Source organism: Vagococcus salmoninarum (assembly GCF_003987495.1).
Lineage (GTDB): Bacteria > Bacillota > Bacilli > Lactobacillales > Vagococcaceae > Vagococcus_D > Vagococcus_D salmoninarum.
Genome location: NZ_NGJU01000005.1, coordinates 1 through 16,851, shown reverse-complemented (window position 1 = coordinate 16,851; position 16,851 = coordinate 1). Strand labels below are relative to the sequence as shown.

At 36.0% G+C, this 16,851-nt stretch carries 19 protein-coding genes; 16 read left to right on the top strand and 3 right to left on the bottom strand.

Annotation, left to right across the window (positions count from 1 at the left end; all coding sequences use genetic code 11):
* The first annotated feature begins 151 nt into the window (after nucleotides 1–151).
* From flgM to CBF35_RS04195, 4 genes are read left to right on the top strand one after another with little or no spacing between them, the layout of a single operon-like run.
* Complete coding sequence (flgM, locus tag CBF35_RS04210) at nucleotides 152–433, top strand: flagellar biosynthesis anti-sigma factor FlgM (RefSeq protein WP_126778743.1); 282 nt, start codon at nucleotides 152–154, stop codon at nucleotides 431–433.
* Between the two features lie 2 nt (nucleotides 434–435).
* A complete protein-coding gene (locus tag CBF35_RS04205) occupies nucleotides 436–798 on the top strand; it encodes a hypothetical protein (RefSeq protein ID WP_126778742.1) in 363 nt (120 codons plus the stop codon).
* Nucleotides 799–841: 43 nt separating this feature from the next.
* On the top strand, nucleotides 842–2,374 hold the full coding sequence (gene flgK / locus CBF35_RS04200) for a flagellar hook-associated protein FlgK (RefSeq protein WP_126778741.1): 1,533 nt from the start codon (nucleotides 842–844) through the stop codon (nucleotides 2,372–2,374).
* A gap of 6 nt (nucleotides 2,375–2,380) precedes the next feature.
* Nucleotides 2,381–3,340 (top strand): flagellin N-terminal helical domain-containing protein, encoded by a 960-nt coding sequence (locus tag CBF35_RS04195; protein ID WP_126778740.1) that lies wholly within the window; start codon nucleotides 2,381–2,383, stop codon nucleotides 3,338–3,340.
* Between the two features lie 89 nt (nucleotides 3,341–3,429).
* Here CBF35_RS04195 and CBF35_RS04190 read toward each other — a convergent pair whose 3' ends face one another.
* Nucleotides 3,430–3,975: a YrrS family protein gene (locus tag CBF35_RS04190; protein WP_126778739.1), complete on the bottom strand. Its 546-nt coding sequence runs from the start codon at nucleotides 3,973–3,975 to the stop codon at nucleotides 3,430–3,432.
* Nucleotides 3,976–4,156: 181 nt separating this feature from the next.
* Between CBF35_RS04190 and CBF35_RS04185 the strand changes: the two genes are divergently transcribed.
* From CBF35_RS04185 to CBF35_RS04150, 8 genes are all read left to right on the top strand, one after another.
* Entirely contained in the window at nucleotides 4,157–5,293 is a 1,137-nt protein-coding gene (locus CBF35_RS04185; RefSeq protein ID WP_126778738.1) for a flagellin N-terminal helical domain-containing protein, read from the top strand.
* Between the two features lie 90 nt (nucleotides 5,294–5,383).
* Nucleotides 5,384–5,779, top strand: a complete 396-nt coding sequence (locus tag CBF35_RS04180) for a flagellar protein FlaG (RefSeq protein ID WP_126778737.1) — start codon at nucleotides 5,384–5,386, stop codon at nucleotides 5,777–5,779.
* Nucleotides 5,780–5,783: 4 nt separating this feature from the next.
* Nucleotides 5,784–7,238 (top strand): flagellar filament capping protein FliD, encoded by a 1,455-nt coding sequence (gene fliD, locus CBF35_RS04175; protein WP_126778736.1) that lies wholly within the window; start codon nucleotides 5,784–5,786, stop codon nucleotides 7,236–7,238.
* A gap of 13 nt (nucleotides 7,239–7,251) precedes the next feature.
* The gene (locus tag CBF35_RS04170; protein ID WP_126778735.1) at nucleotides 7,252–7,584 is read left to right on the top strand and encodes a hypothetical protein; all 333 of its coding nucleotides are present in this window, start codon (nucleotides 7,252–7,254) and stop codon (nucleotides 7,582–7,584) included.
* A 24-nt stretch (nucleotides 7,585–7,608) separates the two neighbouring features.
* The gene (fliS, locus tag CBF35_RS04165) at nucleotides 7,609–7,980 is read left to right on the top strand and encodes a flagellar export chaperone FliS (protein ID WP_126778734.1); all 372 of its coding nucleotides are present in this window, start codon (nucleotides 7,609–7,611) and stop codon (nucleotides 7,978–7,980) included.
* Between the two features lie 14 nt (nucleotides 7,981–7,994).
* Nucleotides 7,995–8,843: a C39 family peptidase gene (locus tag CBF35_RS04160; RefSeq protein WP_126778733.1), complete on the top strand. Its 849-nt coding sequence runs from the start codon at nucleotides 7,995–7,997 to the stop codon at nucleotides 8,841–8,843.
* Between the two features lie 117 nt (nucleotides 8,844–8,960).
* On the top strand, nucleotides 8,961–9,449 hold the full coding sequence (locus CBF35_RS04155; RefSeq protein ID WP_126778732.1) for a GNAT family N-acetyltransferase: 489 nt from the start codon (nucleotides 8,961–8,963) through the stop codon (nucleotides 9,447–9,449).
* 98 nt (nucleotides 9,450–9,547) lie between these two features.
* Nucleotides 9,548–11,713: a hypothetical protein gene (locus CBF35_RS04150; RefSeq protein ID WP_126778731.1), complete on the top strand. Its 2,166-nt coding sequence runs from the start codon at nucleotides 9,548–9,550 to the stop codon at nucleotides 11,711–11,713.
* Nucleotides 11,714–11,801: 88 nt separating this feature from the next.
* Here the strand turns inward: CBF35_RS04150 and gnd are convergent, their stop codons facing one another.
* Nucleotides 11,802–12,701: a phosphogluconate dehydrogenase (NAD(+)-dependent, decarboxylating) gene (gnd, locus tag CBF35_RS04145; RefSeq protein ID WP_126778730.1), complete on the bottom strand. Its 900-nt coding sequence runs from the start codon at nucleotides 12,699–12,701 to the stop codon at nucleotides 11,802–11,804.
* Nucleotides 12,702–12,838: 137 nt separating this feature from the next.
* On the opposite strand from gnd, the gene CBF35_RS04140 reads away from it, so the two are divergent.
* Genes CBF35_RS04140 through CBF35_RS04130 form a run of 3 tightly spaced genes read left to right on the top strand, consistent with a single transcriptional unit; the run spans nucleotide 12,839 to nucleotide 14,938 of the window.
* Entirely contained in the window at nucleotides 12,839–13,696 is an 858-nt protein-coding gene (locus CBF35_RS04140; RefSeq protein WP_126778729.1) for a MurR/RpiR family transcriptional regulator, read from the top strand.
* Between the two features lie 43 nt (nucleotides 13,697–13,739).
* Nucleotides 13,740–14,486: a threonine/serine exporter family protein gene (locus CBF35_RS04135; protein WP_126778728.1), complete on the top strand. Its 747-nt coding sequence runs from the start codon at nucleotides 13,740–13,742 to the stop codon at nucleotides 14,484–14,486.
* A gap of 11 nt (nucleotides 14,487–14,497) precedes the next feature.
* Nucleotides 14,498–14,938 (top strand): threonine/serine exporter family protein, encoded by a 441-nt coding sequence (locus CBF35_RS04130; RefSeq protein WP_126778727.1) that lies wholly within the window; start codon nucleotides 14,498–14,500, stop codon nucleotides 14,936–14,938.
* Nucleotides 14,939–14,953: 15 nt separating this feature from the next.
* Here CBF35_RS04130 and CBF35_RS04125 read toward each other — a convergent pair whose 3' ends face one another.
* Nucleotides 14,954–15,139: an SPJ_0845 family protein gene (locus CBF35_RS04125; protein ID WP_126778726.1), complete on the bottom strand. Its 186-nt coding sequence runs from the start codon at nucleotides 15,137–15,139 to the stop codon at nucleotides 14,954–14,956.
* Between the two features lie 160 nt (nucleotides 15,140–15,299).
* Between CBF35_RS04125 and CBF35_RS04120 the strand changes: the two genes are divergently transcribed.
* Entirely contained in the window at nucleotides 15,300–16,685 is a 1,386-nt protein-coding gene (locus CBF35_RS04120; RefSeq protein WP_126778725.1) for a hypothetical protein, read from the top strand.
* The last annotated feature ends 166 nt before the right edge of the window (nucleotides 16,686–16,851 follow it).

The following is a 16,851-nucleotide window of genomic DNA, read 5'->3' as shown; positions in this document are numbered from 1 at the left end:
TTTGTTATGCTAAACTTTGATTAGTTAAACTATCATTTTTACCTCTAACCTTGGACTTAATATTTTCCCTAGACAACCGATAATAATTATAGTTAAGTAAAACAGTTGTTTCGTCCCAAGAAATAGAGCTAAAAGGAGGAAGAGAGTTATCATGAAAATCGGTAATGATTATCAACCATATCTAGAAGCGACTCATCGCTATGCCCAACACGGACAAAGTGAAAGCGCCGTTACGGGCGCTAAAGATGAATCCGTTACACTTGATATCTCAACAACTAGTCAACGGATTCGTTCAAAAGAGACAAGTGCATCTGTAGCTGAAAACAAACGGTTAGCTGATATTAAGCAAGCCATTCAAGCTGGCACTTATCACGTTGAACCAAATGCTTTAACAGACAAGTTGCTGGAAACTTTTAAAGAACAGAGGATGTAGAGATGGCTCAAGAACGAGAATTACAACAATTATTAAAAAAATTTATTAGATTGTTAAAAAAAGAGAAAAAAGCTTTAATTAAAGACGAAGGCACTAAAATTATGGCAATTGTTGAAGAAAAAAAAGCCTTTGTGGAATTACTTAGTGAGTTTAAAAGTGGGACTTCTGAATTGTCGATGACTTTAATTCAAGAAATTCAAGAACTTCAAACAGATAATCTCCTTTTGACAGAGCAAACCTTAAGTTATCAAGAGGCCTTTCTTTCGGCGATTAGTGCAAGTGTTAAAGATGTGAATCCGACCTATTCACGACAAGGAAATATCCAAGGTCCTAAAGATATCAGTTTAGTTAATCAACAATTTTAAGGACTGATTTTTTTAGCAAAAATTGGCAAAGAGGTGAAAGATTATGGTAGGTTTATTTGGTACCTTAGGGACGGCAAATAAAGGGTTAAATGCACAACAGAAAGCATTAGAAACAACAGGTCATAATATAGCTAATGCCAATACTGCTGGCTACTCACGGCAACGAGTCAATATGCAAGCGGATCAACCTTATCATATGGTTGGAATTGGTTCTGTTGGAACAGGGGTGAAGATCACTTCAATTATCCGAGTAGTCGATGATTTTGTGATTGGCAACATACGGTCTGAGACATCAACTTATAATTATTATGAACAAAAATCGGACATTCTCGGTCAACTAGAAACAATTTTAAATGAGACCCCCTTTAGTAAAGGGTTATCTGATAATTTAGCGACTTACTTTGATTCTTGGTCGAAACTAGGTAACAACCCGGAACTTGATAATGCCAAAACAATTGTTTTAGAAAATGGTAATATGCTGACAGACACGATTAATCATATGGCTAAGCAGATGACTGAGTTAGCTAATAACAGTCTGGCAACCTTAGAAAAAGGCACACTAGATTTCAATGGTAAGTTACAGCAACTAGATGTCATTAATCAACAAATCTATAAAATGTCAGATAATGGGACGGTTCCCAATGATCTATTAGATCAGCGTGATAGTATTTTAGAAAGTTTAGCTAGTTTTTCAAAAATTGAAACTAGTTTTGATCAGTACAACCGGGTTTCGGTTAAAATATCAGGCCAAGATGTTTTAACACCAACAACGTTAAAAACAGTAAATGTGATAGTTGGCAAGGATGAAAATGGCAAGTTCTTAGTTTCTCAAGGTGGAGACGCTTTGAAAGGTCGGGATGTCTTAAGTGGTGATCACCAAGTCGGGGATATTTTGATTTCTGATAGTTCAATCCAACCAATCACCTACACTGCAGTTGAAATGACTTCCGGTGCCACCAAAGGATTGCAACAATCTTTAGGAGAGTTGGATGCTCGGCTGAATGAATTAAATAGTTTTGCCTTTAACTTGGCTTCTACTGTCAATATGATTCATTCAGATAATGGTAAAGGCGAGCCATTCTTTAACTTAGGAACATCTAAAAACTATGCTTTAGATTTACAAGTATCAGGGGAATTGAAAAAAGACCCAACTAAAATCAATACGGGGCAAGAACTTGGCAGTCATGAAGTTGGTGACGGCTCACGAGCAGCAGCCATCGGTAAGCTAAAAGATGTTCGCTTAAAATATCCGGTGTCAGAGACCGATTTAGCTAGTTTGTATGATTCGGCAACTATGACAATTAAAGATCAGGAGGGCGGACTAACCTTTTTAGGGGCCTTCGTTGATATCGTAACTAAAAATGGGATTTCTAAGCAACAAGCAGACAACACAATGACCTCACAAGACTATTTACTTAGTCAACTACAGCAACGTCGTGATTCAGTTTCAGGAGTGAACATCAATGAAGAAGTATCTGATGTTATTCGATTCCAACGGGCCTTTCAAGCTAATTCACGTGTGATATCAGTCATTTCTGAAATGCTAGATACGTTAATCAATCGGACAGGAGTTTAGTGAAAAATGAGAATTTCTAATTCAACCATGCATACAGAATTTAACCGTAATATGGCAACAAATTTAAATAAATTACAAAAGTATCAAAACCAATTAAATTCATTGTCAGAATACAGTAAGTCATCAGATAATCCCTTAGTTTACGCTAAAATTATCAATGTTAATAACTCTATTACGCAAAATGCTAACTATAATTCTACGATTGGTGATAGTATTGCTTGGGGGAAAACCCAAGATTCAGCTTTAGCGAGTGCGACTGATTCACTACATCGTGTCCGTCAACTTATCGAATCTTCTGCCACTGGTACCCAAGGAAAAGAAGAGATGCTTGCCAATAAAAATGAAATTATTTCAGAATTTGAAGGCATCGTCGATTCATTAAATACTAACTTCGATGGTCGCTACATTTTTGGCGGGAAGAATACGAAAACACCACCATTTGAAATTGTTAAAGATGGCGATGGGAATATTTTAGATTTGAAATATCATGGTACAGTCGATAAAATTGATAATAATCAACAAAAGATTCCTCAAAACGGCAATCTTTCACGAGAAATTGCTACAGGGGTTTCCGTTGATTTGATCTCTGATGGTCGCTTGTTTATGAAAGAAACCGGGGATAGTGTGAATCCTGATAATTTAGGAAGTTTTTTCAAAGACATTATGACAGCAATAAATTCTGACGATAAGGATAAGTTGTCTGGTGAGTTATTAGCCAAAATTGATACTCATACTGAAAACTTTGTAAATGTCCGTTCTCGTATTGGGACGGTAAATAATCGGTTAGAAGCAGTGAAAGAAAGAAATGAAAGTGAAAGCATTAACTTAAAAGAAGTGCTTTCAGAAAAACAAGATGTTGATGTCATTCAGAAATATATGGAATACTCAACACAGATGTTAGCATATCAAGCCTCCCTATCAATGGGGACCAAAATTATGCAAACAAGTATTTTAGACTACATTTAATTAGATATCGTTTTCTTGAGATGCTAGGCTCATTTTAGCTATTTAATAAAACCTCTTTAGTCATTTTTAATTGACTAAAGAGGTTTTTTTTAATATGAAGGGAGCTGCCAGAGTTCCTCATTTAATTGACAAAGCCAGCCTTGGTTCTTTTGCCAACTGAAGGTTAACCGATAATAAAGGGATTGTTCCTGGTTACTAACTAAAGCAAAGACTGTTTGTTCATCAATTGCGCCAATCCACCATTCAATTAAATCGTCTGAGGGCAAGTTGGTGGCTTCCAGGATACCTTTAGTTAATTCTAAACGATCGCTACTATTAGCTTGGTAGTTTGTTTGATGGTGACCAGTTTGTTCAGTTGGAATGACTTGCCAGCTTAAATCTTGCCAGGCTTTTTTTACATTGGCATCACTTGATTCATGAAAGGTAAGAGTGTTCTTTTTTTGCAAAGTTAATGGTTGCTCTGCTGAAGTCACTGATTTAAATTTCACTTTAGGGCCACCAATTTGCTCGCTTTTGGCTTTTTCTTTAGGGACTATTATTTTAAAGCCAACACCGATTAAAATCAGGATAAAAAAACAGACTTTAACTTTTTTTTTCGTAACTGAAGTAAGGGAGAAAAACTTTTTAAGTTGCATTTAAATAACACCTATCTTTTTTATTAGTAAGTTAATTTTAGCACAAATGATAATAAAAACCCAGTGATTCCAAGGACTAAAAGAAAGTTTAAAAAAACGTTATTTTAGGATTAAAGAAGTTGAATTAGAACCGATATATATAGCAGAGGGTAACCTCAATAAAAATCAGGAGGCAACAACAATGAGAATTAATACAAACGTATCTGCGTTAAACACATACTCACGTCTAACGTCAGCCAATGCATCTAAAAGTAACTCATTAGCAAAATTATCATCAGGTTTAAGAATTAACCGTGCAGGTGATGATGCTGCTGGGTTAGCAATCTCAGAAAAAATGAAAGGTCAAATCAGTGGTTTAAAACAAGCAACACGTAACGCTCAAGACGGTGTTTCTTTAATCCAAACAGCTGAAGGCGCCTTAAACGAAACACATGAAATCCTTAACCGCATGCGCGACTTAGCTAACCAAGGAGCAAGTGGTACATTAGGTGATGATGACCGTGCTGAAATTAACAAAGAATTCAATGCTTTAAAAGAAGAAGTTTCACGTATTTCTGATACAACGAACTTCAATAAAAAAACATTATTAGATGGTTCTTTTGACTCAAAAGCTAAAGCAACTACTGATATTGAAGATGTTAAAACAATGGTTAAATCAGTTAAATTTAGTGACGATTCTTCAATCGTAGCTGGTACTGATGTTAAAATCAGTGTTGAAAAAGCAACTGGTGCTGATATGGTCGTTAAATACGGTAGCGAAACATTAACTGCTAGTAAAGATGGTTCATATGAAATCAAAGATGGCGGAAAAGTCATTGGTAAAATTACTTTAACTGATGCTGGTAAAGCAGCGGCAGCAGATAAAGCAACTGGCGCATTTACAGCGGCTGAAGCAACAGTTTCAAAAGCAGCAGATGATGATAGTAAAAAATTATCATTCCACGTTGGTGCTAACTCTAACCAACAAATTGATGTAAGCATTGGTAAAATGGATGCTGAATCATTAGGTTTAAATGAATTAAGCTTAGCAACAGCAGATGGCGCTAATGCAGCAATTGATGAATTAGACAACGCTAAATCAGTTGTTTCAAGCACTCGTTCTGATTTAGGAGCAATTCAAAACCGTCTAACTCACACAATCAACAACTTATCAACAACACAAGAAAACTTAACAGAAGCTAACTCTCGTATTAGAGACGTTGATATGGCTGAAGAAATGATGTCATTTACAAAAAATAACATCTTAGCTCAAGCTGCAACATCAATGTTAGCTCAAGCTAATGCAATGCCTCAAAGCGTACTATCATTATTACAATAATCACTAACTAATACTTTTGCATAATTAGATAACTTACAGAAAGCCGACTTAGCAATTTGTCGGCTTTTACTAGATGATAGGGGTGTTCTGATGAGTATTTCAAATTATATAAATTCTGTGAGTGAAATTACGAGGCTCCATCCAACAGTAGAAAAATATGTTGAAAAAGAATTTATGGCATTAATTGAGCAGGAAGAAGTAAAGGTAGAACTTAAAGATGTTAACGGCGAGGATTACGTGCCAGGTACGCTTTCGGAATACAGTAAAGAACAAATTGACAGAGGGATAGCAGATGCTAATCGTTTTTTAGTTGGCAAAAATACGAAGTTTACATATAAAATTCATGAAGGTACAAGGCGAACCTTAGTTGCCTTAGTAGATATTCAATCAGAAGAAATTATTAAAGAAATTCCACCGGAAAAGTTTTTAGATACAGTTGCTCAAATCTGGGAAGCAGCTGGTTTGTTAGTTAATAAAAAGGGGTGAAAGTATGGCAGGAGTATCGAGTTCAAATGGTATTAGTAGTACTTTAGGTAGCTATTCGGGAATTACAGCAAAAGATATTGATAAATTAATAGAGGCTGAATCACTCCCTCTAGTTAAGCTAAACAATCGTAAAACACAACTCTCAGAACAGCAAAATGCTTGGAAAGATGTGAAGTTACGATTAAATACCCTACTAGGTAAAATTGAAAATTTACAAAAGAATGCCACATTTAATACTAAAAAAATAACGAGTTCTCAACCAGATAAAGTCACTATGAGTGCCACTGATAGCGCTGAAACAGGTAGTTATCAAATAGTCGTTGAGCAATTAGCAACGGCGACTAAAGTTGCTTCAGGAGAAATCCTAGCTTTAAAAGATCAAACGATTTATGCAAGCCTCAACTTGAAAGGTAGCTTAGAGCTTACTAATGATGCTGGTGAAGTTAGCTCCCTTGAAATTGTTGAAGGGGACAGCGCCAAAGATATTATTACTAAGATTAATGCTAATTCGAAAGAAACAGGTATTAAAGGATCGTTGATTGATAACCGGATTGTGATTAGTAATGTGGCAACAGGTGCCAAAACATTGAATGTTGCCGGTAGCTTAGCTAAAGAGTTAGGATTAAGCCCAGAGGCTAGGACAGTCACTGAAGGGGACAATGCGAACTTTAAAATTGACGGGATGTCAGTTGTACGGAGTAGTAACACAATTACTGATGTGATTGAAAATGTGACGATTAATTTACACGGTGAAACGAAAGAGGCGGCAACAATTAGTCTAGCAACTGATGATGAAAAAGCCGTAGCTGCTGCTAAGGATTTAGTTGATCAATACAATGCGGTGATGGATTTTATTAACGAAAAGTTAAATACAGGCGACCCAAGTAAAAAAGACAATAAACCTGGAAGTCTTTCAGGGGATAGCTCGTTAATTAGATTACAATCAAGTTTGAGACTATTGATGACGAGTTCACCAGGAGAAAATCAAACAACCGGTCATTTGAAGCCCTCAGAAATAGGTATTGATAGTAAAGATCGGACATCACTAGTCGTCTTTGATGAAGCTAAATTTCGAGAAGCCTTAGGGAATGACCCCCAAGCTGTTCAAAACTTCTTCTTTAATAAACTACCACAAGAAGTCGAAATGACCGATCAAGCCGGTGTCACGACAATTGTCAAAGATAAAAAAGAAGTCGGTTATACAGTTAAACTAAAAGAACTGATGAATACGTATCTAAGTGATGCCAATGGGGCTCGCAGTGTCTATACATCAAAAACTGAAACATTGTCACAAAATTTAAAGGAATTAGATTCAAGAATCGAGCGCTTTACAGCACAAATCGATAAGAAGCGGGATTATTACGTTAAAACTTTTACTCGTTTAGATCAAGTGATGATGCAAGCTGAATCTCAAATGGCATATTTACAAAGTCAAATGGATTCCTTTACCGCTAGATAAGTGAGGTGAAAAGATGGGGCAGCAAAGAACACAAGGACAGTTACTATTAGTTAAAATGTTAGCTAATTTAAATAGTTGGGATCAAGACGTTATCAAGGGAAGTAAAATTATTGAAGAAAATCAAGGACTCTTACTAAACTACCAAGCCACCCAAGAGCCGATGACTGAAACTGATTACCAAATAATTCAAGAGGTTGTTGAAAAAACAAATCAAATCAATCAAAGTCTAAAAATAGCTCAAGTAGCTGTTGTAAAAGAGTTAACCCAAGTAACTAAAAAAGATAAAATTATTGAAGGGTATTTACTAAAGTCTCAAGACTCACATTTTATTGATAAAGACTTTTAATAATTAACTCACGGAGGTGAAAAAATGGGGTACAGAGATGCAACGGCAATGTATAAAAACAATCAGATTTTGACGGCTTCACCAAAACGTTTAATTGAATTGCTTTACGAAGGTGCAATAAAAAATATTAAGTTAGCCGAGTTGGCTTTAGATACAGTTGACTTTGAAAGTGTTAATCGTTATAGTACTAAAGCTCAAAGCATTATATTAGAGCTGAAAAATGCGTTGAACCCAACAGCCGGAGGAGAAATAACGGAACAACTTAATCAGATATATGATTTTATGTTTGAACGGTTAGTAAGTGCAAATATCGAAAAGCAACCAGAAAAATTCGAGTTAGTCCGTAAAATGTTAGAAGAATTAAAAACGACTTGGAATGAATTAGAAATTAGTTAGCAAGGAGTCAAAAGATGTTAAGAAAAAAAAGTGTGCCTCGTTGTCAGAAACTATTGAAAACAAAACTGCTCTTAGTTATTACGGCGAGTCTCTTATTACTTTTTAGTGTTAATTGGTGGCGGAATAAACAGAGCGATTCAGTAGTAAAAACTAGCTCAGACCGAGCCGCTCTTGAAGCGGCAGAAGGAAATCTCGACCTGTACCCTGTAACTAGTTTAGTAAGAGGCGTGACATTAGTAAATAGTCACAACCTAAATAAAGTTGAAAAAAACTACCAACTAGACATACCTTTGAAAAATCAAATGAGTGATCCCCCCTTGTTATATGGCTGCGAAGTAACAGCCTTAGGGATGATTTTAGAGTATTACGGGTATGAGGGGAATAAAAATAAGTTGCAAGAAGCTATTGAAAAGCAACCATATCAACTAGCTAATGGCTTAATGGGGAACCCTCATAAAGGCTTTGTCGGTGATGCAAGTGGTAAACAGCCAGGAACAGGTGTCTACCATGAACCAATTGCTCGCCTAGCTCAAAAAGTTGTTGGCGAGGATTATCTTGTGGTAGACGCTACAGGTCAATCAGTTAAGACGTTATTAGCTGCAATCCGTCAAGGAAGCCCAGTGTGGGTCGCAGTAACAATTGATTATTCTGTCCCAACAGCTAATGATTTTACAATGTGGCAAACTTCTGATGGGGATGTTGAAGTTAGTCATAAGTATCATGCAGCGGTTATTACCGGTTATGATGAAGAAAATATTTTTTTGAATGATGCTTTAGGTAAAAGAGTCACAATTAAGCAAGAGCAATTTTCTGAAATATATCAAGGCATGGGGAAACAGAGCATTTATTTAACTAAAAACTAAGTGAAAGGATTCTAACTAGGGAAAGTTAGTCTCCTTTTTATTTTTAGCCACAATTGCTAGTTATTTCTTTTAGAGTTTGATATAGTTAAAAATAAAATCAGAATTAGGAGGCAATCGATGAAAATTCGTGAAATTCAAAAGAAAGACAATCGACAAGTTCAAAGATTGATTCAAAAAACATTGAAAAGTTTTAACTTAGATATTCCGGGGACAGCCTATTATGATCCACAATTAGCTAACTTGACTGAGTATTACCAAAGAAAAGGTCATGGAAGTTATTGGGTAGTTGTCACAGATCAGGACCAAGTCGTCGGTTGTGGAGGATTTGGGCCCTTTGGTCAAGAAACTACGATTTGTGAGCTTCAAAAACTATATGTTGCGCCAGCAGCCCAAGGACAAGGAATATCTCGCTTGTTAATGGACAAAATACTGGGTGAGGCTGCCAAAGAATATCAGGGGATTTATTTGGAAACGACAAAACGTTTGGACATCGCTAATCGTTTATATCAAAAATATGGCTTTGAATTATTAGAAGAACCTTTAGCAGGCTCTGAACATGGCGCAATGGAGTTATGGTATTTAAAAAAATTAGATGAATCAAACTAGTCTAAACCAATTGACTAGTTTCTTTTTTTAAAAAAGTAGGCTAAAGTCTTCAATAAACGGTATAATGAACTTACAATTAAGAAAAAGGGGGGATAATAATGAGCTGGTTTTGGGAAGTGTTAAAAATTGAACCAACGACAAAAATATATCAAGTGAAAAAAGCCTATGTTGATCAAGTTCGGCAACTAAAAAATCAAGAAGTGAAAGGTGAGCTTCAGCCTGACGCCTATCAAAAATTAACAGATGCTGAACAAGCGGCAATTGCTTTTATTGAAGGGCAGACTAATCAATTAGAACGTAAAACTGAAAAAATAAATCAAAAGGACTTTCAAAGGACTTCTGAGAGACAAGATAGAGGGACAGTCCCAAAAGTTAAAGACACTTTAATGCCAGAAAAAGAACTGAAAGATGAAGTGAATCAAGACAAGAAAGGGCAGTCAAAGCTCCCAACTATTACTGTAACAGAGGTACCAATTGAAGGGAAAGTAGATAGTAAAGATTTCAGTCGCGAGTTAGAACAATTATTAAAGGACTGGCCAGAAAAAATTCAGAAATCGAGTTGGCAAAAGTTGCTGGCATCATATAAAAAGGATATTACTCAAGAGTTGCAAACTTATCAACAGTTGTTGTTGCCTTTTTTAGCTGATGAATTAATTTATTTGCCTAAAACTGTTTTATTTTATTTATATGAAGAGTTTGAAATGGATCAGTTGGAATTAACGAGTACTAAAAATTGGTATTACGACATTAGTGAACTACCAGACTTTTCCTTTGAGATAGTTTTATACTTACCAGAAGAAGAGGCGTATTCGTATTTTGAAACCCGATATCAGTTGTTTTTACTAGTATCGCGAAAGGACTGGCAAAGTCATTCATTTGAAATCAAAAAACTATTAGAAAAGTTTGCTCAAAATCCTGACTGGTTACAAGGTCAGTCCTTGCTTGATCAAGATATTGAAAACTTAGCAGCAGTCTTTGTGATTAAAGAAAATCTTGAAAAAGTTGTGACTAATCGGGAATCCTTAACAGCAATCGAAAAGCATTTATTGCCTTTAAATAGTAATTTAGCAACAGAAAAAAATCAAACAGCAGTTTTTTTACGAACAGTATTTACTGTCTTTCGGACAAAAAAAATAACGCCAAAAGAAAGTACTACCTTAAAAAATAGTAGTGAAGTTTATTTAGAAGCAGACTTAAAAGTCTTACTAATCGGTCTCGCATTTTATGCAGTGAACGATCAAGAACAAGCTAAAAAATATTTTTCCCAAATTAAAGGTTCCAGTGCCCAGTTAGTTAAACCATTAGTGACTAAAAATAGTTTTTCCCCGCAGTTGTTACAAAAAAAAGCGATCCCACTAAAAAAATTACCACAAATGTCTAACCTGAGTCCTGCAATCTTAATTCGATTTGTTGTTTTAGCAGCCATCGGGATTTCTTTACTAGGTAATATTTTTGGTAATCAGGAAGAAAATTTCTCGATGTACGAAGATGAGTTTGAAGAAACCGATCAAAATGGAGAAGATTTAAGTTATCCTGATACAATAGAAGGCGAGTTTTATGAATACTTCCTTAGGGAAGCTTATCGCAGTGATCGAGAAATTAGACAAACGGAATTTATTGAGAGCTATGTTCCTAATGAGTTAAAAGAACTATTTGTTAATTATCAACGTGATTATTATATTGCCGATGAAGGAACAACTGACAATAGTTTGAGAGATGAGATTATAAAAAGCCATCAAGCAGAAGAGCAAGTCGATTTTTTGTTTTTGACTGACAATCAAGCGGATGTTATTTTAATCTTAAATGATAGTGCTGTTGAAGCTGTATTTGGCACTCGTTGGGAGAATCTTGGTCGAGAGAAATGGGATGAATTAGTTGCGAAGATTACCGTGGCACCCCAAATAATTGTTTCGGCATTAATTGAAAACTACTTGGCAATAGATGATTGGGAACGTGACATGGAGCTTGATAATTTAGTTGGTTTAGTTAACAATGACTTAATGGAAGACTTGGAATTTAGTAGCTACCAATTTGTAGCTGATGATTTGATTGATGGTACGTATAAAATAAGTCAAAAATCCACCAAGGAACCGGTTATTTTGATCAACAACCAAGAAAAAGAATTATTACTAGTAGTAGAATTAGATCAGTATGGTCGGGCTAGTAAACTAGTTGATGATATCGAATTTGAATATGAATCAAGTGAGCTTGCAACAATGATAAAAGAAGCAGAGAGCGCCATTCCCTTAATGATAACTGAGTAAAGTAAAGCATAAAAAGGCAGGTCAGTGACATTAGTCACTGGTCTGCCTTTTAGTTTAGTAAATTTTGGGGGTTTCGTAGTAAATTAGTTTAATCTTTTTTGACAATCTCATGGCCACCAAAACCATTCCGTAAAGCAGCAACAACTTTACCTGTAAAAGTATCGTCGTATAACGAGCGGTAACGCATAATCAATGAAAGGGCGATGACGGGTGTCGGGATCTGATAATCAAGAGCGGTTTCAACAGTCCATTTTCCTTCACCAGAAGAATTCATTACACCTTTGATGTTTTCTAGTTTAGCGTCTTCTTTAAAGGCATCTTCAGCTAGTTCCATTAACCATGAACGGACAACTGAGCCGTGATTCCAAACTTTGGCAACTTCGGCTAAATTATAATCAAAAGGACCGCCCTCTAAAACTTCAAAGCCTTCAGCAATGGCTTGCATCATCCCGTATTCAATCCCGTTATGAACCATTTTTAAAAAGTGTCCACTACCGACTGCGCCAGTGTATAAGTAGCCATCAGTCAAGGAAATATCTTTAAATAAAGGTTCTAAGTCAGCAAACACCTCTTCCTCTCCACCAATCATTAAACAAGCGCCAGCATTAGCGCCACTCGTTCCACCACTTGTTCCAACATCAAGGAAATGAATGCCTTGTGCTTTAAATTTAGCAGCGTGGGCCACAGATTCTTTAAAGTTAGAATTTCCGCCATCGATAACGATGTCATTAGGTTTTAAAAGGGTTAGTAGTTCTTCAAGGACACCCTCAAGAGGGGCACCAGTTGGGACCATGACCCAAATGATTTTTCGTTGTGGTAAGGCTTGCACTAAAGCGCTCAAGGTCTCAGCAGTTTTTACATTAAGTCCCTCTGCTTGTTGACGAGAGTCTACGTTGATATCTGTGGCAATAATCTCGTGATTTTCACGAGTCATATTAATCGCTAAATTCATACCCATTTTTCCTAAACCTACTAAACCTAATTCCATTGTCATCACTCCGATATTTTATTTTATTATATTCATTATAGAATAAAATTTTATTTTATTCAAGTTAATAAAGAATTTAATTTTTCTTCTGCCGTGTTATAATAAAATTAACATTTTTTATTAGAAAGGAAAGACCGATGAAGAATCCAATCGAACTAAAAATTAATTCTGTTTATCGCGATATTAGTCGTAAAGAACAGCAAATTGCTGATTATATCATAAATTTTCCAGAACGAATTATCCATCAATCAATTGGTGACCTTTCCAGACAGCTAGGGATGGCAGAGTCAACTGTCTTTCGTTTTTGTCAAAGATTAGGTTATAAGGGGTATAAAGAATTTAAAATTGATTTAGCAACATTTAAAAAACAAGAACAACCATTAAGCCATGACATTTATGAAGGCATTTCAGAAAAAGATACTGCTAAGACGATTGCCAAAAAAGTCTTTGAAGCCAACCGTCAAGCTTTAACAGATACTGTCGAACTCTTAGATGAAAGAAATTTTGAAGGTGCAGTCTCTTTATTGCTTCATTCTCAAACCATTTACTTTTTCGGCATTGGTGGATCAAATGTGATTGCCATGGACGCCTATCATAAGTTTTTGAGAAGCCCCTTAGCAGTGAGCTGTGCTACCGATAGCCATATCCAGTTAATGCAAGCGGCTAAAATGGCGGAAAATGACTGTGCCGTTTTAATCTCTCATTCCGGTCAAAGCCGGGACATTCTTCAAATAGCCGGTCAAGTCAAAAAAAGTGGTGCCAAACTGATTGTGATTACTAGCTTCTTATTATCGCCTTTAGCAGCTTTAGCAGATATTTGTTTATTATCTACCTCTAAAGAAGTGGAGTATCGACCAGAAGCCTTAGCTTCCCGTTTAACCCAGTTGAGTTTAGTAGATGGCTTATTTGTTAATGTCATGTACCGAGATCGGGAAAAGTCTAGTGATAGCTTAGATCAAATTAGGGAAGTTATTGCTGCAACTAAATTAGACTAACTGGTCAATAATCAATTACTAAGGAAAATAGGAGGGCTCATGAGTGAATGAGAAAGATTTTTTATTAGAAACATGTGTCTTAGCAGGCAAAATCATGTTAGAAAATGGGGCGGAAATGTATCGGGTTGAAGATACGATGAATCGCATTGCCGACAACTTTCATCAAGAAGAGGGAATTAGTTTTGTTACCCAAACAATTGTCTTAATGGGCTTGGAAAGCACTAAAAGCATTCAAATGAAACGGATTAGTGAGCGAACGACTAACTTAGAAAAAGTCTCTCAAGTCAACGATTTGTCGTGGCAGTTTTCAGTTGAACAAATTAGTTTACACGAATTAAATCGGGAGCTAAATCAGATTGATCAAGTGAAAGCACCGGAAATATTAACGTTGAAAATAATTAGTGCGGCTATTTTAAGTGGCTGCTTAATGATTTTACTAGGTGGAACTTGGAGTAATTTCTTAGCCACTTGTTTAGTTGGTGGCATCGGTTATGCTGTTTACATGTTTAGTGTGACTTATTTTAAATTAAAGTATGTCGATGAATTCATTGCCTCTTTTGTCATCGGGGTAAGTGCGTTTATGATGACTAAAATCGGTCTAAATGTCTCGATTGATCATATGATTATCGGAAGCATCATGCCTTTAGTACCAGGGGTTGCAATTACTAATACGGTTCGTGACTTACAAGAAGGGCACATGCTATCTGGCATTAGTCGTGGGGTCGAAGCCTTGATTATCGCTTCGATGATTGGCGCAGGCATTGCTGTCGCTTTTAACGTCATGCAATAGGAGGAGAAAAAATGATTATACTAAAATTAATAGAGCAAGTAGTGTTAAGTTTTATCTCGTCTGTCGGTTTTGCAATCATTATGCGTGTGCCGAAAGACTCGATTGTTTATAGTGGCATTAGCGGGGCTGTCGGCTGGCTAGTTTACTGGTTAGCAGGAATTGTCGGAATCAGTGTAACAATTTCAACTTTCTTAGGAGCCGTAACAATCGCTGCCGTTAGTTATTACTTTGCCCGTCATCGTCACACTCCCGCGACCCTCTACAACATCCCGGGAATTGTCGCCTTAGTACCTGGTGGAATCTCTTATAAAATGACTTACAACTTAGTAATCGGGGAGTATAACATTGCGATGTTTTACGGCATTCGTGTCTTAGCCATTGCTGGGGCGATTGCTGGTGGCTTAATTGTCTTTGATCTGGCCCGTCGTAATTTACGAACTAAAAGAGTCTAAAAAAAAAGGAAAATCTTAGAGATTTTCCTTTTTTGCTTCAAGGGCTTGCTTAGCAATTTGCTCTTGTTCTTTATTTAAAAAATAATCAGCTTCTTTTTGTGCTTGATTTGCTCGTTCTTGATTTTCAACTTGATCGGGATCAATGGCAAACTCTTCAAAAAGTTTCCCTAAGTTATCAATCTTATTATATTTTAAGCCCATGTTTCTTCCTCCTAAGTATTGATACAGTAGTAACGATTCATTCTTAGTATAAGACTTTTTAAGAGAGTTGTCATCTAATAATGTTTTAAAGGGATGTAAAGTAAATAGACGATAGCTATTTTTATGAGTTATAATAACATAGTAAGGAGGAGACGCGATAATGTCAGAACCGTTTAAACTTTATGTTGTTACAAAAGAAACGCATAAAAATCAGCTATCTTTAATAAATAGTCTTAATAATTGGGGGATTCTAGGACAATTATTAGGAATTAATCAAGTTTATCATTTAAAAATAGACAATCATGAAAGTGACTTATCTTTTAGCCAGTTCACTGACTTTTTAAATAAAAAAGAATTTGAGTTCGAGTCACGGATTGTTTTAACTTTAAAAAACCAGCAAGAAGAACTTTCTTACGTTTATAGTAATCAAACAAGCCATCAACGTTTTTTATTAATAGAAGAAACGTATGTCACCAACCAGAATCTCCTTGAAGATTATGTCAATCAGTTGATGGAGAAAACTGGTAGTTACGCCTTTATCCGCCCATTGGCAGAATTTTTAAGTCACAACCTTCAAACTTTTCAGGAGCGACAGTTAGAAAACTTAGATTTTCCGAAAGAACTACCTGTCATGTATGATCAAAATCATCAAGAAATCGTCGATACGAGTCAACTGAGTGGCTATGACTATCAGCTTGAAGAACTGACTTTTACGTCATGTTGGCAAATGTGGTATACGAGGGATTATTTTCAAGTGATTCCTAAAAAAGTCTTTCTCGATTTACAGCAAGTAACAAGTGTTTCGGCAATCTCGGAGAAAACTGTGAAAGTAGTCTTATATTCTGATCCCCATTTATGGCAGCACTCCCAAAACATTAAGTTTCAATTTTTATTTAGAGACCAACTTGGTTTCGATCATTTAGAATGGCGGAACGGGGTAGGGGTTATGCGGGAAGCGTATACTGAATTTACAACTTTTAATAATGGTACTCAAATGATTCAGTTTCAGAACAGTTCTTTACAACCGACGACGAAACTTAAAGCTAGACATTTTACTACCCGATTGTTTAATGGCCCGACTAATCAGTATGTCGAAGGTCGACGTTATGGTGTTTTAAATGAAAATGCTTATTTTCCTTGGCGTGACGAAAAAAACAAACAGTTAATTGCTTACTGGACGATTAACCCCATTTATATGTTGGACAGTGGCTTAAAGGCCTTCGAGTTTTACATTAAGCAATATATCGAAGTCTTTAACCAACAGATGATTAACTCAGAGTACCAAGGGGTTTTACGTTTCTATTTGCCTGGCGAGGCTTTGAGTAATCTTCCCCTAGAACAGTTAAAAGAACGTCATCACATGAAAAAGCTTAGTGAGTTAACAGGCGCTAAAGAAAAAATTAGTTTGCTACTGCCCCTGACTCAAAAAGGCTTGATTATTGAATTTTTAAAGATTGAAGAACTAGCAGACTCAAAAGGAGCTAAGGCTCAGCAATCACCAAATCAAAGTTTACTAAGTAAAATAAAAAAACGCTTTTCAAAATAATTAAAATGAAAAAACCAGCTTCGCTCATGACTTATTTTGGCTCTACGTCAAATTGTGTGGATGGCTAAAATTTAGTCGAATAAATAGTTACTTAGGCAGCTTCATCAGAAATGGTGAAGTTGCTTTTTTGTGTCACTTTAAAACTGATTAGAATGCGGTGTTTAAA

Excerpts from the sequence above, each read along its gene's own strand:
- CBF35_RS04125 (WP_126778726.1), bottom strand. The coding sequence starts at position 15,139 with ATGGGCTTAAAATATAATAAGATTGATAACTTAGGGAAACTTTTTGAA.
- fliS (WP_126778734.1), top strand. The coding sequence starts at position 7,609 with ATGGGGTACAGAGATGCAACGGCAATGTATAAAAACAATCAGATTTTG.
- fliD (WP_126778736.1), top strand. The coding sequence starts at position 5,784 with ATGGCAGGAGTATCGAGTTCAAATGGTATTAGTAGTACTTTAGGTAGC.
- CBF35_RS04205 (WP_126778742.1), top strand. The coding sequence starts at position 436 with ATGGCTCAAGAACGAGAATTACAACAATTATTAAAAAAATTTATTAGA.
- CBF35_RS04150 (WP_126778731.1), top strand. The coding sequence starts at position 9,548 with ATGAGCTGGTTTTGGGAAGTGTTAAAAATTGAACCAACGACAAAAATA.
- CBF35_RS04155 (WP_126778732.1), top strand. The coding sequence starts at position 8,961 with ATGAAAATTCGTGAAATTCAAAAGAAAGACAATCGACAAGTTCAAAGA.
- flgK (WP_126778741.1), top strand. The coding sequence starts at position 842 with ATGGTAGGTTTATTTGGTACCTTAGGGACGGCAAATAAAGGGTTAAAT.
- CBF35_RS04195 (WP_126778740.1), top strand. The coding sequence starts at position 2,381 with ATGAGAATTTCTAATTCAACCATGCATACAGAATTTAACCGTAATATG.
- CBF35_RS04190 (WP_126778739.1), bottom strand. The coding sequence starts at position 3,975 with ATGCAACTTAAAAAGTTTTTCTCCCTTACTTCAGTTACGAAAAAAAAA.
- CBF35_RS04170 (WP_126778735.1), top strand. The coding sequence starts at position 7,252 with ATGGGGCAGCAAAGAACACAAGGACAGTTACTATTAGTTAAAATGTTA.
- flgM (WP_126778743.1), top strand. The coding sequence starts at position 152 with ATGAAAATCGGTAATGATTATCAACCATATCTAGAAGCGACTCATCGC.
- CBF35_RS04120 (WP_126778725.1), top strand. The coding sequence starts at position 15,300 with ATGTCAGAACCGTTTAAACTTTATGTTGTTACAAAAGAAACGCATAAA.
- gnd (WP_126778730.1), bottom strand. The coding sequence starts at position 12,701 with ATGGAATTAGGTTTAGTAGGTTTAGGAAAAATGGGTATGAATTTAGCG.
- CBF35_RS04185 (WP_126778738.1), top strand. The coding sequence starts at position 4,157 with ATGAGAATTAATACAAACGTATCTGCGTTAAACACATACTCACGTCTA.
- CBF35_RS04130 (WP_126778727.1), top strand. The coding sequence starts at position 14,498 with ATGATTATACTAAAATTAATAGAGCAAGTAGTGTTAAGTTTTATCTCG.
- CBF35_RS04140 (WP_126778729.1), top strand. The coding sequence starts at position 12,839 with ATGAAGAATCCAATCGAACTAAAAATTAATTCTGTTTATCGCGATATT.
- CBF35_RS04160 (WP_126778733.1), top strand. The coding sequence starts at position 7,995 with ATGTTAAGAAAAAAAAGTGTGCCTCGTTGTCAGAAACTATTGAAAACA.
- CBF35_RS04180 (WP_126778737.1), top strand. The coding sequence starts at position 5,384 with ATGAGTATTTCAAATTATATAAATTCTGTGAGTGAAATTACGAGGCTC.